The sequence below is a fragment of the Sphingomonas sp. 320_CC genome (assembly GCF_059691795.1).
Window position 1 is genome coordinate 943692 of record NZ_JCAWAE010000001.1, and the last position, 13894, is coordinate 957585.

16 protein-coding genes are annotated in these 13894 nt (G+C 64.3%); 1 reads left to right on the forward strand and 15 read right to left on the reverse strand.

All coding sequences use genetic code 11. From position 1 onward, the window contains the following. Window positions 1-291: 291 nt before the first annotated feature. From AC59GX_RS04300 to AC59GX_RS04350, 11 genes are all read right to left on the reverse strand, one after another. Complete coding sequence (locus tag AC59GX_RS04300) at window positions 292-543, reverse strand: hypothetical protein (RefSeq protein ID WP_497301021.1); 252 nt, start codon at window positions 541-543, stop codon at window positions 292-294. Beyond that, window positions 540-1244: a YoaK family protein gene (locus tag AC59GX_RS04305; RefSeq protein WP_497301022.1), complete on the reverse strand. Its 705-nt coding sequence runs from the start codon at window positions 1242-1244 to the stop codon at window positions 540-542. The genes AC59GX_RS04300 and AC59GX_RS04305 overlap by 4 nt, the downstream gene beginning before the upstream one ends. Window positions 1245-1281: 37 nt before the next feature. Beyond that, window positions 1282-2673, reverse strand: a complete 1392-nt coding sequence (locus tag AC59GX_RS04310) for an alginate export family protein (protein ID WP_497301024.1) — start codon at window positions 2671-2673, stop codon at window positions 1282-1284. Continuing rightward, on the reverse strand, window positions 2666-3094 hold the full coding sequence (locus tag AC59GX_RS04315; protein WP_187503649.1) for a DoxX family protein: 429 nt from the start codon (window positions 3092-3094) through the stop codon (window positions 2666-2668). Before AC59GX_RS04315 ends, AC59GX_RS04310 begins: the two co-directional genes overlap by 8 nt. 4 nt (window positions 3095-3098) lie before the next feature. Continuing rightward, entirely contained in the window at window positions 3099-3998 is a 900-nt protein-coding gene (locus AC59GX_RS04320; RefSeq protein WP_497301026.1) for a VOC family protein, read from the reverse strand. Window positions 3999-4020: 22 nt separating this feature from the next. Beyond that, the gene (locus AC59GX_RS04325; RefSeq protein ID WP_497301340.1) at window positions 4021-5865 is read right to left on the reverse strand and encodes an amidohydrolase; all 1845 of its coding nucleotides are present in this window, start codon (window positions 5863-5865) and stop codon (window positions 4021-4023) included. An 89-nt stretch (window positions 5866-5954) separates the two neighbouring features. Continuing rightward, the gene (locus AC59GX_RS04330) at window positions 5955-6218 is read right to left on the reverse strand and encodes a DUF1427 family protein (RefSeq protein WP_497301028.1); all 264 of its coding nucleotides are present in this window, start codon (window positions 6216-6218) and stop codon (window positions 5955-5957) included. Between the two features lie 25 nt (window positions 6219-6243). Continuing rightward, window positions 6244-7080 (reverse strand): alpha/beta fold hydrolase, encoded by an 837-nt coding sequence (locus AC59GX_RS04335; RefSeq protein ID WP_497301030.1) that lies wholly within the window; start codon window positions 7078-7080, stop codon window positions 6244-6246. A gap of 41 nt (window positions 7081-7121) precedes the next feature. After that, window positions 7122-7784 (reverse strand): hydrolase, encoded by a 663-nt coding sequence (locus AC59GX_RS04340; protein WP_187503644.1) that lies wholly within the window; start codon window positions 7782-7784, stop codon window positions 7122-7124. 198 nt (window positions 7785-7982) lie between these two features. Beyond that, window positions 7983-8663, reverse strand: coding sequence for a sensor histidine kinase (locus tag AC59GX_RS04345; protein WP_497301031.1), 681 nt, complete (start codon window positions 8661-8663; stop codon window positions 7983-7985). Between the two features lie 424 nt (window positions 8664-9087). Then, window positions 9088-9405, reverse strand: coding sequence for a hypothetical protein (locus AC59GX_RS04350; protein ID WP_497301033.1), 318 nt, complete (start codon window positions 9403-9405; stop codon window positions 9088-9090). 535 nt (window positions 9406-9940) lie between these two features. On the opposite strand from AC59GX_RS04350, the gene AC59GX_RS04355 reads away from it, so the two are divergent. Further along, window positions 9941-10570: an NADPH-dependent FMN reductase gene (locus AC59GX_RS04355; RefSeq protein ID WP_497301035.1), complete on the forward strand. Its 630-nt coding sequence runs from the start codon at window positions 9941-9943 to the stop codon at window positions 10568-10570. Here AC59GX_RS04355 and AC59GX_RS04360 read toward each other — a convergent pair. From AC59GX_RS04360 to AC59GX_RS04375, 4 genes are all read right to left on the reverse strand, one after another. After that, a complete protein-coding gene (locus AC59GX_RS04360; protein WP_497301037.1) occupies window positions 10553-11113 on the reverse strand; it encodes a helix-turn-helix domain-containing protein in 561 nt (186 codons plus the stop codon). The genes AC59GX_RS04355 and AC59GX_RS04360 overlap by 18 nt on opposite strands. A gap of 141 nt (window positions 11114-11254) precedes the next feature. Then, window positions 11255-11884: a response regulator transcription factor gene (locus AC59GX_RS04365; RefSeq protein WP_497301039.1), complete on the reverse strand. Its 630-nt coding sequence runs from the start codon at window positions 11882-11884 to the stop codon at window positions 11255-11257. 5 nt (window positions 11885-11889) lie between these two features. Next, window positions 11890-12501 carry a M17 family peptidase N-terminal domain-containing protein gene (locus AC59GX_RS04370; protein WP_497301040.1) on the reverse strand — a complete coding sequence of 204 codons (612 nt, stop codon included), beginning with the start codon at window positions 12499-12501 and terminating at the stop codon, window positions 11890-11892. 437 nt (window positions 12502-12938) lie between these two features. Continuing rightward, window positions 12939-13760 carry an alpha/beta fold hydrolase gene (locus tag AC59GX_RS04375; protein WP_497301041.1) on the reverse strand — a complete coding sequence of 274 codons (822 nt, stop codon included), beginning with the start codon at window positions 13758-13760 and terminating at the stop codon, window positions 12939-12941. Window positions 13761-13894: the final 134 nt, after the last annotated feature.

Below are 13894 nucleotides of genomic sequence, written 5' to 3' on the forward strand. Positions count from 1 at the left end.
ACCGCGATCCTCGATGCATATAGACGATGCCAGACTAGCGTACGCCGCACGAAAAAAACGGCTCGGCCAGTGTTGCATCCTAGCCAGATCACACGGTTGGGCAGCCTGGTCCCTAATCCTTTCCCAATTGCTTTCCCCGCGATGGCGTTCATCGGATTAGCGTTGCACGTACGTCTCACCGACTGTGGTCCGCTCCGCGGCAGTGACCCCCCTGCCGCGTCATTCTGGTTCGCGGAACGCAAGCGGGAAACGCCCTCCATTGCCGTTCCGGACGATCGTGTTTCCGAGTGGCTAGACTTCACGTTCGGCTGAGCGCGGGTAGGATGTCCCGAACTCACGCATCGCCCGGCTGATGGCAGCTCCGACCTCGCTGGCCACGGCATCGACATCGAATGTCCAATCAGGGCTGGTCGATCCGCCCCCGGGAACCTGCCGACCCGGTCTCATCTCGCGCAGGATCTCGTCGACGTGGACGCCAGTCAGTTCGCTGGCCATCTGCCCGATCATCCAACCGAGATCGTCGACGCTTGGACGGACTGTCATGCCGCTACCTTGCGGGCCGAATCGGGGTGAAGCGCGCAGCCGATCGTCGCGAGCAGGATCACCGCCCCAGCAACAGCTAACGGCGCGACGAGACCGAAATGGAACAGAAGCCACGCGCCGATCGCCGCCCCGAGGAAAATCGCGATGACGGCGGCAACTCGCCGCTTCCAGTTGACGTTCGCGCCGCCGGCGGCAGTGGAGTCGGCTCCAAGACCGGTCAGCGTCATCGTCAGCACCGTCGTCGTCAGATCCGCGACCTTCAGCTGCCGAATCGTGCCGTTGCGGTATCCCATGGGGACGCCGGTCAGGGCTATGATCGCGAACAACTTCGCTTCAGGCATCTGCGTGGCGACGTCGAAGTCTATTGCCACGATTGCCGCAGCCCAGAGCAGGACGGCTTCAATCGTTGCGGAGACGACGAGCCAGCGCCGTTCTGTCCGTCCGATATGCGATCTGCCCATGCGTCCGGCGATGATCGCCCCGACCAGGAAGCTCGCGATCGCGGCGAGAAGCGGAAGAACCTTGAAGCCCGGCGCGCCAGCCGCGGCGAACCCGAGGAACACGACGTTGCCCGTCATGTTCGCGGTGAAGACCTTTCCGAGACCAAGGACGCTCGCCGCGTCGACGAGGCCCGTAGTCGTCGAGAGGAGCAGCAGAAGCGGTATGCGCGGATCGAACGGCGCGGCGGCGGTAACGGTCATGGTCGTCTCCATTCAGAGTCGCGTGAGGTGGCGTCGCTTAGAACCGGAAGTTGCTTTCCAGCCCCAGCATCGTGATCGTCCTGGCGGACCCGGTGTTGCGAATGAATTGGCCGGGTGGAAATGCCGACAGCGAGGTCGACAGTTCGAGTTCCGGCGTCGCCTGCCAGGCGAGCGTCGCCTCGACCTCCTTGCCGATGAACCGGGCGCGCGACGTGCCTGGTGCGCGGATTAGGTTGCCGGGGATGTCGTACACGCCGTCGCTGAGCGAGTAGCGCCAGTACGCCGCGCCGGCGAGGCTGGCCGAAACCGTCTTCGTCAGCGTCATTCCGACACGCGGATTGACGCTGACGATGTTGGTGGGGCCGACCGGGGACAGCTCGCCGAAATACTTGCCCTTGGGGAACAGCGCGTTGAACGTGCCGAGGCTATCGTCGCCGCGGTGACGGTCGCCGCTCACCACGTTGAACCGCAGGACCGCGTCGGGGGCCAGCGGCGCGTCCGGGAAGCTATGTCCGACCTCGGTGCCGAGCGTCCACGCCGCGATCGGTCCCCCGGCGAACCGGCCGAACTGGGCGATGCCCTCGATGTTCCAGTGCCAGTCCGCGGCCTTGCCGAACGACCGAGCGCCGATGCTGTGGCGCACCTCGCGTCCTGCACGGGGACCGAAGACCGCGGCCGTGTTGCGATAGCCGATGTAGTAGAGGTCGAGCCCGGTGTCGCCGCCGCCTATGGTGGCATAGGCCGCCCATAGCGACTTGGTCCGCGACCGCCGATCATCGAGCGTTCCGCTGCCGGGCTGAACGGGACGAACTGCCAGCAGGCTGACGGTCGCGCCGTTCAGGGATATGAGCGATCGGAGCCCGTCGAACGCGAGCGGGACGTTCGGTCCGTAGCGCGTCCCGATCAGACGCTCGGTGCCGAGTGAGATCATCTGGCGACCAGCGCGCAGCGTCACGCCGGTCTCGTCCATCGCATTGGTCGCAGCGGCGCCCAGTCGAACGTCGACGAAGCCCTGCAGGAGGTCGACGCGTGTCTGGTCGATCGGGCTGGCGGACGGCGATACACCCACCGCATAGGCGGCGATCGGCTGCACGAAGCCGCGTACGCGACCGACATGGAGATCGGCGTACGGCATCGCGCGGAGCCACAGGTAGCCGTCGTCGGGTGCGGGACCGCCTCCCCAGAGGTTGTCGCGATACGCTTCGTCACGCGCGCGCAGTTCGATGCCCGTCGTCAGATACGTGTCGGTTGAGATCGGGATGTACTTGAACCGACCCGTCCAGCTCTTGGCCCGTTCATTTGCGTCCGCATCCGCGCTCCAGTCCTCGTCATACCGGGTGATCGTGAGCGTCGGTGGCTGCCAGGCCTCCGTCGATTGCGCCTCCGCTCGACCGGCGAGCGCAAGTGCGAGGAGGGCGAGCCTACGCACGACGGTTGTCGCGCTCTGCCACGATGGCCGCGAGCACGAACCCCCCGATGAGTCCGAGATGCTCGAAGAACGCGTTGGTCGCCATGAAGCGCTCCTGACCCATCGGCATCGACCAGAAGGCGTTCGCCGTGAATGCGGCGAACAGCGTAAAGGCACCCAGCATTCCGGCGCCGAGCCAGACGAAGCGCCCCGACAGGATGAGAAGCGGGCCTATGATCTCGACGACGATCGTCAACGCCGCCCAGAAGGCGGGCGGCACCATTCCAAAATGCGCCTGCTCGGCGACCGCGGCGGACCAGTCGGTCGCCTTGACCACCCCGCCCAGGAGATAGGCCCCGACCAATGCCAGCCGGGCGACGAAGCCCGTCCAGCGCCACTCGAGTATCGCATCGACGAAGCGGGGTTCAGCGGACGGGGTCATGATCTCACTGACCCGCCGGCGCGTGGATCTCGGCGATGTATCCGCCTGGAAAGCGCACCATGGCCGACTGCCGGCCACCGGAGGTCTGGGGAGCTACCAGCGTCTCGACGCCTGCTGCCGTGGCCTTCGCGAGAGTCGCCTGAATATCGGACACCTCGTAGCCGGTCGTCTCGCGACCATAGGGCCAGCCGATCTGCCCGTCGGACACCGCAACCGTCATCCGGCCATAGCCGGACGTGATCGCGATGCGACGGTAGGTCTTTCCCGGCTGTCCGATCTCGACCCCAGGCGCTGCCTTCGTGTCGGTGGTGATCCGGCCCTTCGAGAAGGCTAGCCAATGCTTGACGAAGGTGTCCGCGACGTCGGCCGTCAGATAGACGCGGTTCTCGGGGACCGTGGTCAGCGCCGGATAGTTCGGTTTCGCGGTGTGCCAGTAGATCTGCATAGCGACGCCGCCCGGCCACTGCACGACCGCGTCACGGCCGATGGGGTCGGGGAAGGTCGTGACCATCCTCACCGCGCCGTGCTTTGTAGCCGCCGCGACTGCCGCGTCCATGTTGTTGACGAGATACCCGTTCCGCTCCGCGCCGAACGGGTAGGGGATGGGCGTCTTGAACCCGAAGACCGAAAGCGATCCCGCGGGCGTCAGCACCAGCTGCGACATGGTCTCGCTTGCGGTCGGCGTAACCTTGAACACGCCCTGCTTGGTGGCCGTGCCGCCGAAGGTCGCGATTACGCTGGCAACGAAGCGGTCGAAATCCTCCGGTGCCACGTAGATGTGCGTGGTGTCGTATTGAGGCCCGACCGAATAGTCGGCTGACGGTGCCGCTTCCCTTGCCAGGACTGGCGCCGATGGCACCGATCCCAGCAGGGCGATGGCAATGAACAGGTTCAGACGCTTCATTATTCTTCTCCTATTCTCGTGATCAGACCGCCCAGCAGCCACAGCCAAACGAACCCCAGAAACTCTGGACGTCCGCCACGGGGACGTCGCGGCCGAGGGCAGCGGCATGGTCGTGGCCGTGGACCGAGCATCCGCTTGCGCAACCGCACGCAGCGGCCAGCTTCGCGGAGGCTTCGGGCGTGCGGTGGTAGCCACCGAACGTTGCGACCGGCGACCAGTCGGGCATCGGTTTCGGCAGCGAGGGCGCAAGCGGGGCGTAGTCGCCTTCGCCGAACACCACCCTGCCGCCGAGCAGCGTCAGGACGGACCGCAGATGCGGGATGTCGGTCTCAGGAACGGTCAGATAGTCGTCCGACAGCACCGCGAGATCGGCGAGTTGTCCGGCCTTGATCCGGCCCTTCTTGCCGACCTCGTTCGAGAACCAGGTGTTCTCGTGCGTCCACATCGCCAGCGCCTTCTCGCGGCTGACGCGGTTGGCACCGGGGTAGAGGCCGAGGCCGCCGACGGTCCTGCCGGTCACCAGCCAGTTCAGCGATACCCAAGGATTGTAGCTCGCGACGCGCGTGGCGTCGGTGCCAGCGCCGACATGGATCCCGGCGGCGAGCATCTTGGCGATCGGCGGCGTCCGCTCGGCAGCCTTCGCGCCATAGCGTTCGACGAAATACTCGCCCTGATACGCCATGCGGTGCTGGACCGCGATGCCGCCGCCGAGCGCTGCGATCCGATCGATGTTGCGGTCGGTGATCGTCTCGGCATGGTCGAAGAACCAGTTGATCCCGTCGAACGGGATGTCCTTCGCCACCTTCTCGTACACGTCGAGTGCTCGGCCGATCGTCTGGTCGTAGGTCGCATGCAGGCGCCACGGCCACTTGTGCTCGGCAAGCAGGCGGATGACGGGTTCGAGATCGCCTTCCATGTTCGCCGGCATGTCGGGACGCTCGACGCGGAAGTCCTCGAAGTCGGCAGCGGAATACACGAGCATCTCGCCGGCGCCGTTGTGCCGGTACTTGTCGTCGCCCTGGCCGGGCGTGACCTGCTTCACCCAGCCCTGGAAGTCGGAGAGCTCTTCCTTCGGCTTCTGGGTGAAGAGGTTGTAGCTGATCCGCAGCGTCAGCTGGTCGTCAGCGTGCAGCTTTTCGATGATCTCATAGTCGTCGGGATAGTTCTGGAAGCCACCGCCTGCATCGATCACGCCGGTGACGCCGAGCGAGTTCATCTCGCGCATGAAGTGGCGGGTGGAGTTGAGCTGATACTCCGGTGGCAGCTTCGGCCCCTTGGCGAGCGTCGAATACAGGATCGTCGCATTGGGGTGCGCGAGCAGCAGGCCGGTCGGGTTGCCCGCCGCATCGCGGACGATCTCGCCACCTGGAGGGTTGGGCGTGTCCTTGCCGTAGCCGACGACGCGCAGCGCCGCTGCGTTCAGCAACGCACGATCGTAGAGGTGGAGGATGAACACCGGCGTATCGGGCGCGACCGCGTTCAGTTCGGCGATCGTCGGCAGACGCTTCTCGGCGAACTGGTGCTCGGTGAAGCCGCCGACGACGCGCACCCATTGCGGGGCGGGCGTGTTGTCGACCTGGCGCTTGAGCATCGCCATCGCGTCGGCGAGGCTTGGCACACCGTCCCAGCGGAGTTCCATGTTGTAGTTGAGGCCACCGCGGATGACGTGCATGTGGCTGTCGATCAGCCCGGGAATGATGCGGCGGCCCTTTGCGTCGATGACGTCAGCGCCCGGTGCGGCGGCGCGCACCTCCTGTTCACTGCCTACCATCAGGAACTTGCCGTCGCGGATGGCGATCGCCTGAGCCTCCGGGTTCTCGCGGTCGAGGGTCGTCACCTTGGCATTGACGATGATCATGTCGGACATGGATTTTCTCCGGTTAATGGCGGCGGCAGGTGTCGCGAGCAGTGCCATCGCCGCAGCGCCGCCTGCCAGCGTCTCGCGGCGCGTGGGCGTCATGCGACGTCGCGTGGGGGCGGTGCGGCCGGATCGCCCGGCAACCGTCCGAGCACGGTGCCCGAACAGGTGCGGGCGATCGCCGTCCTGATCGGCTGTCCGTCGATCACCCGCCGGGCGATCGGCATCACCTGCTCACCGAGCAGGATGCCGAGCAGACCGACCAGGGCGATCATCGGCGGTGCCGGCGACTTGACGTCGAGGAGGCTGTAGATGGCGCCGATCAGCAGGCCCGCGGCGAGCGAAATGAGATAGGGCTTCATGAAGGGTCTCCTCGACGTCGTGGAGTCAGCTGCGCACGAAGGCGAGCAGGTCTGGGTTGATCGTATCGGCATCGACGGTCAGCATGCCGTGACTGAAGCCCGGATAGATCTTGAGCGTCGCGTTCGGCAGCAGTTCGGCCTGCTTCACCGAGGCGTTCTTGTAGGGAACGACCTGGTCGTCATCGCCCTGCAGCACCAGCGAAGGTACGGTGATCGCCTTGAGGTCCTCGGTCTGGTCCGTCTCGGAAAACGCCTTGATGCCGAGATAGTGAGCCTGAGTGCTGCCCATCATGCCCTGACGCCACCAGTTGTCGATCACCGACTGCTCGACCTTCGCGGCCGGACGGTTGAAGCCGTAGAACGGGCCACTCGCGAAATCGAGGAACAGCTTGGTGCGGCTGGCGGCCAGGCCGGCGCGAATGCCGTCGAGCACTTCGATTGGCAGACCGTCCGGGTTGCTGTCGGTCTTGACCATGATCGGCGGGACGGAACTCACCAGCACCATCTTCGCGACGCGCCCCTGGGGCTGGCCATACTTGGCGACGTAGCGCGCAACTTCGCCGCCGCCCGTCGAGTGACCGATGTGCACGATGTTGGTCAGATCGAGGTGCTCGACCACGGCGGCCGCGTCCGCGGCGTAGTGGTCCATGTCGTGGCCCGTACCGATCTGGCTCGAGCGGCCATGACCGCGGCGGTCATGAGCGACGACGCGGAAGCCGTTGTCGAGGAAGAACAGCATCTGCGTGTCCCAGTCGTCCGATGACAGCGGCCAGCCGTGATGGAACATGATCGGCTGGGCATCCTTCGGACCCCAATCCTTGTAGAAGATCTCGGCGCCGTCCTGGGTGGTTACGTAGGTCATGAAGCGTCTCCGTGGATTTGGGTTGAAGGCCGGGAAAGACCTCAGGCGTGGGCGCCTTCTGACGCACCGAACATCGTCTTCGCGTAGGTGACGCCGAGCCCGTAGGCGCCGCCCCACTTCTTCGCGATGCCGGTCGTGGAGTCGTAGGTCTCCGTCCGAGCCCAGTCGCGCTGCAGTTCGAGCAGGTACTGGAGCGAGGTCATCGGCTTGGCGCCGAGCTGGATCATGCGCTGCACCGCGCGGTCATGCGCTTCGACCGAGATGTCGCCGCAGGCATCGGCGATGAAGTAGCAGTCGAAGCCCTGATCGATCGCGGAGGCGATGGGGCCGACGATGCAGACGCTCGTCCAGAGGCCTGCGAAAACGATCCGCTCCTTGCCGATGCGGTTGACCTCGTCGATCACGCCCTGGTCCTCCCAGGTGTTCATCGAGGTGCGGTCGAGCATCGCCTGGCCTGGAAACGCCTCCTTGATCTCATCGAACATCGGCCCCGAGAAGCTGTCGACGGCGACCGTCGTCAGGATCGTCGGCACGTCGAACGACTTCGCTCCGCGGCTGATCAGCGCTGCGTTGTTGCGCAGAAGCTCGGTCGAGATCGACTTGGTCGCGAATGCCATCTGCGACTGGAAGTCGATCAGGACGAGGACGTGATCGGTCGGCGAGATGAGCGACTTGCCCGGAGTTGCCGTTGCGGTGATTGTCATGATTGTCTCCCGATGGATCTGGCTGGTGAACCCCGATCTACTTCGCCCACGTCATCGCCGGCATCTGTATAATCTGAGCGTTTTCGTTCGATGGATCTGACAAGTGACGTCATCGAGATCCGTGAGAGGGGTTTGCCGCGGCTGACCGCGACGGTCTTGGATGATCCTGACGCGATAAGGACGGTTGGACGTCGATCGCTATTCGTTCGATGCGGAAACCGCACCGACCCGGATGCTGAACCGGGATCCTCGACCGGGGACGGACTCGCAGTCGAGGTGATGGCCGAGCGCAATGCAGTTGGTGTGCACCAGGTAGAGACCCAGCCCGATGCCGTCCGCCCGCGCATCGACTTGGCGGTATGCGTCGAAGATGTGGCGGCAGTCGTCCGACGAGATGCCCATTCCGCTGTCGACGACGTCGATGAACAGAAGTCCGCGTCGGCGCCTGCACCCGATGACCACGCCTCCGCGGCGGGTATACTTCAAGCCGTTCGACACGAGATTCCGGAGCGCGCAGACGAGCAGTTCAGGGTCGGTCGTGATGATCGCCGCACAGTCGACGAAGCACAGCCTGAGGCCTCGATCGGCAGCGGCCGGAGCGAACTCGGCCGCGACCTTGGAAAGCAGACTTCCCACCCTGACGGTCTGCAGTTCAGGGCTCGGGCGATCGTCCCGCGGCCGGCGGGCAGCGTCGGTGAGATCCTCCAGTCCGTCGGACAGTCGCGAGACTTGATGGCGGGCGGCATTCAGCCACATCCGGTCGGTGTCGTCGCTCGCCAACTTGCCGAGCCTCTCAACGGCCCCCAGGATGATCTGGAGCGGCTGTCTGAGATCGTGGCCGGCCGTCGCCATCGTCAGTCTAAGGTTCTCCGTCAGCACGGCGCTGTCCTCTCGAGTGCGCGATCTTGGCGGCCCCGAATGGCTGGAGGTCGCAGTCGGTTGGAAAGCGAGGATGGTGCGCATGTTCGTCACTCGCGGTAGTGATGCAGTCCGACGCAGGTTGCTCGATAATGACCGTGACATCTTGTAGGAAACATGCGCTGTTCGAACGATCGCATCGAAATGACGAACCGCTGTTCATTGTTCATCTGACGAAACGATACCGGACATCTTCGCTTCAAGAACTTCGCAGACCAGCCCGAGAGGGCTAGGCACATCCCGCGCTCGAACGGTACAGTTTGCACGCACCGGTCCGGCCTTCGTCTCATTCATTGTTGGTCGTACTACGAAGATGTCCAGGATAGCGGCCAGTCGTCATGACCGACGGGCGACGCGCTGCTTACCCGAGACCGCGGCCTCCACGTCAGTGCGAAAGCAGCGCGAGAGCGTCGATCTGTGCAAGGCTGAAGCCCAGGTCTGAAAGCGCGGGCATGAACTGCGCTGCCTCCGGACTGCGGAGCCGGCTCGCCCATACGAAACGCCTCACCGCGTCGCTGCGCGGATCGGAGATTGCTGGACGTTCCCGCCATCCAAACAGCATCGATGCGATCCGACCTAGCAGTCCGGCTCTCTCGCTCGAAAGCGCTCGCGGCAGACCAATGCCGTAGGCGTCGTCCAAGGCGTACGCGACCGCCGACCACTCGTGGTCGTCGAGTTGTGGAACGGCCTGAAACCCTCGCATCTCAATCTCCTTCGCGGCAGTGCGTGCGCGCCGTCGAACCGGGCCTCGATCTCGGACTGGGCAGGGATTGGCGCTGACCGTCTGATAGCTCCGGGTTCGTTGCGCCGCTTGCACCCGGCGAACCAATTTGGTCGAACGTGCGGTAAGATGGTCCTCGAAGTCTTTTCACGTGACCGGAACCGAGGGAAGCACTTGCGCTTCCACCTCGGATCTGCGGCCGGTGCAGACTGGGCACCGCGCCCGCCTTCGGCCATTCCGTGCAAACCACGCGCAGAGGATGCAATACCGGTCTGGAGAGACGGAACATGGTGATACCGAAAGGAAATCCCCATGAACCCTTGCGAGCCCGAAGCGAACGCACCCCCGTCCGACATCGATCCCGTGGAGGACGCAATCGAAGAGGCGGAACTCGAAACTTTTCCGGCAAGCGATCCGCCGGCCAGCTTCAGGTTCGAATGATGCCGACCCGCCACCGCTTCGAACCCGTCCTCTCAGACCGCGTCGACTTCTGCGCCTCGACATCGGCACCGCACGGATGGCGACCGTCGTGACGCTCCGGCTACTCGTCCTCTATGGCTCCTATCGAGCCGATCGCATGGGCATAAGGCTGGCAGACTACAGCATCCGGCAGTTCCGCAAGCGGGGCGTCGACGCCGAACTCGTGGACGCCCGCGAAGTGGGGCTTCCGATGCTCGACAGGACGTATGACGAGTTCGCTCCAGGCGCCGCCCCTCCGGCGATGGAGGCGCTGTCGAAGAAGCTCGCAGCGGCCGACGCGTTCCTCTTCGTGGCGGGCGAATACAACTGGGGAATGCAGGCGGGACTGAAGAACCTGGTCGACCACTTCCAGGACGAGTGGCTCCGGAAACCGGCTGCGCTCGCGACATACTCGACCGGACGCTTCGGCGGGGTGCGGGCCGGATGCGCCTGGCATCCGACGCTGGCCGAACTGGGGATGGTCGTCGTGCCACGCAGCGTAGCCGTGGGACCGATCGCCTCGACGCTTGATCCGGAGGCCGATCCGGTGGGCCAGGCCGGTGACGCCCTGGATCACAACTTCGCAGGCTTCGCCGACGATGTCCTCTGGTGGGCTACGGCCGCCAAGGAACAGCGCTCGCGCAGTTCCTCTGCAAACCATATGTGGAATTCAGCCCTCGCGCCATGAGCGACGCCACACGAGTGGCGTCTCCCCGACGATCCGTCGAAACAACCTGGTGAGGTGAGCCTGATCGGTCAGGCCGCACGCACAGGCGATCTGGCTGAGGTTGTCGGTCGTCCGCAGCATCAGCGTCTGGGCACGGCGGATGCGCTGGCGGATCAGGAACGCGTGCGGCGTCTCGCCTATGCTGACCTTGAACGCACGACAGAAGTGTCCCGAGCTCAGGCGAGCCACCGAAGCCAGGGCTTCGACAAGAACGGTCTGTTCCAGCTTCTCGTCGATGTGCTCCCGAACTCGGGCGATCTGCCAAGGAGTGAGGCCGCCCTTGGCCGCCTCGACGCCGGCGACGACCGGCAGCGCGGGTATCAGCACGGCCTCGAAGGGGTCGACGGTCTTCGAGAACAGGGCCGCGATGCGGTCCAGATAGTCGCGAGCCAGGATCGGATCGGCCTCGAGGGACCGCCGAGCCCCGGCGATCAGATCCGTCAGCATGGGCGGCGAAACCCGAGGGGGCAGCGAGGAATGGTTGAGCATCGATTGTTGCAGCATGATCGGTGGTCCCCGATTGTTGATGCTGCATCGTACGGGGAGGGGGCGTGCCGACGGTATCGGACGTGAGGTTCGGTCCCCCACCACCAAGGTCGGTGAAGACTAGACCAAGATATAGGTGGTCCAGCGGGAAAACCCCCGTCAGAGGTCGATTATTCCCCGGCGGGCTGCGATGGCGACGGCATGCGTGCGATCCGCTGCCGAGAGCTTCATGAAGATTGCCTTCATGTGCCCCTTCACCGTCTCCTCCGCGAGGTTGAGCCGATTCCCTATGGATCGATTCGAGTTACCTGCGGCAGCCAACTCCAAAACGCTAATTTCCCGATCGGTCAGCGCGTCCGCGATGACGTGCATGGCTATGTCGGTCGCCACGGCCGTGTCGAGGTGCTTGCCGCCAGCGTATACCGAGCGGATGGTATCCAGCAGTTCCTTCCGCAGGCTGCTCTTGAGGATGTAGCCGGAGGCGCCAGCCCTCAAAGCACGCAACGCCTGCGCATCGCCCGAATAGGTGGTGAGAACTACTATTCGCGCGTCAGGCCACTCGGACCTGATCGCGACGATCGCTTCGAGTCCGCTCATACCGGGCATCTGCAGGTCCATGAGCACGACGTCGGGAAGGTGTGCGCGGTATTGCTCGACCGCCCCAGTTCCGTTGCAGGCCTCGGCCACGACGCACAGGTCCGCCTGCGTCGAGACGACCGCATGCACGCCCTCACGAAGAAAGGGATGGTCGTCGACGACCAGGACGCGGATTATCTTGGATGTCGTCACGGTCGTCAGCATGGCGCCGACAGGTCGTTGAACGCCAGCGCGAAATCGCGCGCCGTGACCTCGAAGTGAGCAGGGTGGGCACAGAAGACCCATTGTTCGGGTGGCTTGCCTCCCGCGACCTCGATTTCGCCGCACAGCCCCGTCATCATGGCCGGTTCGGCCCCCACCACGATACGGCCGCGCAGCCCGCTGTCATGAAGACTCGGCGCAAAAGCGACGCTGGACACGGCAAGCTGCATGGCTCTTCGTGCCGCCACGGCAACGACGGATCGCATTACCTCCGGCGTCCAATCGGCCGGGTCGCCCAACCCGATCATCAGTATCGCGTCCGCTCTGACGGGGAGGGGCGGTGTGGACAACACCATGGTTTCGCCGAGCCGGCCTTCGAAGATGCCGTCGGACCGCATACGGCGCACGGCGCCGCCCAACGCGTCGTCCAAATGCGCCAGCCCTCCCGTGATCGACATACCGTCCGCCTCACGAGCGAACATCCCCGCAATGGAGAGCATCGCCGGGATGTTGGCTACGTGATCCCCAACGATTTCGATCCGCGTCCCCCGCCAGGATCCGATGGAACGGTTGATCGGCACAGGAGGCTCGTTTTTCGATTTCGCCATACTTCGACAACTCCGGGTGAACGCTTCGACTTCGGAAGGCCTCGACAGGATCAGCCATTCCGCCTTCGCGCACATGGATCATGGAATCATGCGCCGTTTCTTGGCGATTCCCGCGCAATACCTTCGGAAGGGTCGGGTTCTTCGGGAGCATGCCGAACGGGCTCTCGCGCAGCACGAGGTCGAGATGAGCCTGACCATGAACAGGGTCGATACCTCTGCCTCCTCGACGGAAACGATATGCGGGGCTCGGAACGAGGCGGGCCCGCCGCTCCTTGATTTCGCAGGCTGCGCGCGGAGGTAGGAGGGCATTGGATGGGTCAGGACAGGTGGCGTGGGGGAACGCGCTAGGCTGATCGACGAGACTACGGCTCGAGTCACCCGCGTCCGAAGCGGTGAGCGATCGAGTCACCCACCGCACGGTCAGGTTTTCTGAACCGTCAGCTCTTCAGAAAAGCCATCAGATCGGCATTGTACTGGTCTCGATGGGTCATAGTGAGGGCGTGAGGTGCGCCCGCGTACCGCTTGAACTCCGAATGCGGGATCAGCTTGTGCGCCGCCTCCCCCGACATCCCGATGGGAACGGTCTGGTCCTCCTCGCCGTGTATGATCAGGGTCGGCATCGTGAAAGCCGCCATGTCGGCACGGAAGTCGGTTTCGGAAAACGCCGTTACGCAGTCGTATGTCGCCTTGATCGATGCGGTGAGCGCGATCTGAAGCGTCTGCTTGAGAATGCCTTCCGACACGGCATCCGGATGCTTGTTGGTTCCGTAGAACAGCGTCGAGAAGTCGTCGATGAACTGCGGACGGTCCTTGATCAGGCCTTCGCGGATGCCGTCGAAGATGGCCTTGGGCGCGCCGTCCGGGTTGTCGTCGGCCTTTATGAAGTAGGGAGTGACCGAGGACGTAAGGCATGCCTTAGCGACGCGGGCGCCGCGGTACTTCGAGATGTAGCGCGCAACGTCGCCGCCACCCATCGAGAAGCCGACCATCGTGACGTCCTGGACGACCGTGGTCTGCAGGATCAGGGCGATGTCGTCGGCGAACGTGTCGTAGTCGTATCCTGTCCAAGGCTGGCTTGACCGTCCGAATCCGCGACGGTCGTGGGCCAGGACACGGAAGCCGTTCGATGCGAAGTACATCATCTGCTGCTCCCACATGTCGGCGCTCAGGGGCCAGCCATGGCTGAAGAAGATTGCTGGACCAGTGCCCCAGTCCTTGTAATAGAGTTCGGTACCATCCTTGGCGGTTACGTACGGCATGAAGCGCTCCTCGCGACGCGCGACCATTGCGCCCCGTTCCGTCCTCTCTTCGCAGGGCACGCGAGGCGGGGCTTGTAGGATTGGTCCCGATTTTGCGTTATCCGCACCCGTTCTCATCACATAGGAAAGGAGCC

What these genes read in the sequence shown, in the direction of transcription:
- AC59GX_RS04300 (WP_497301021.1), bottom strand. Translation starts at nt 543, where the DNA reads ATGACAGTCCGTCCAAGCGTCGACGATCTCGGTTGGATGATCGGGCAG.
- AC59GX_RS04305 (WP_497301022.1), bottom strand. Translation starts at nt 1,244, where the DNA reads ATGACCGTTACCGCCGCCGCGCCGTTCGATCCGCGCATACCGCTTCTG.
- AC59GX_RS04315 (WP_187503649.1), bottom strand. Translation starts at nt 3,094, where the DNA reads ATGACCCCGTCCGCTGAACCCCGCTTCGTCGATGCGATACTCGAGTGG.
- AC59GX_RS04320 (WP_497301026.1), bottom strand. Translation starts at nt 3,998, where the DNA reads ATGAAGCGTCTGAACCTGTTCATTGCCATCGCCCTGCTGGGATCGGTG.
- AC59GX_RS04325 (WP_497301340.1), bottom strand. Translation starts at nt 5,865, where the DNA reads ATGTCCGACATGATCATCGTCAATGCCAAGGTGACGACCCTCGACCGC.
- AC59GX_RS04330 (WP_497301028.1), bottom strand. Translation starts at nt 6,218, where the DNA reads ATGAAGCCCTATCTCATTTCGCTCGCCGCGGGCCTGCTGATCGGCGCC.
- AC59GX_RS04335 (WP_497301030.1), bottom strand. Translation starts at nt 7,080, where the DNA reads ATGACCTACGTAACCACCCAGGACGGCGCCGAGATCTTCTACAAGGAT.
- AC59GX_RS04340 (WP_187503644.1), bottom strand. Translation starts at nt 7,784, where the DNA reads ATGACAATCACCGCAACGGCAACTCCGGGCAAGTCGCTCATCTCGCCG.
- AC59GX_RS04350 (WP_497301033.1), bottom strand. Translation starts at nt 9,405, where the DNA reads ATGCGAGGGTTTCAGGCCGTTCCACAACTCGACGACCACGAGTGGTCG.
- AC59GX_RS04355 (WP_497301035.1), top strand. Translation starts at nt 9,941, where the DNA reads ATGGCGACCGTCGTGACGCTCCGGCTACTCGTCCTCTATGGCTCCTAT.
- AC59GX_RS04360 (WP_497301037.1), bottom strand. Translation starts at nt 11,113, where the DNA reads ATGCTGCAACAATCGATGCTCAACCATTCCTCGCTGCCCCCTCGGGTT.
- AC59GX_RS04370 (WP_497301040.1), bottom strand. Translation starts at nt 12,501, where the DNA reads ATGGCGAAATCGAAAAACGAGCCTCCTGTGCCGATCAACCGTTCCATC.
- AC59GX_RS04375 (WP_497301041.1), bottom strand. Translation starts at nt 13,760, where the DNA reads ATGCCGTACGTAACCGCCAAGGATGGTACCGAACTCTATTACAAGGAC.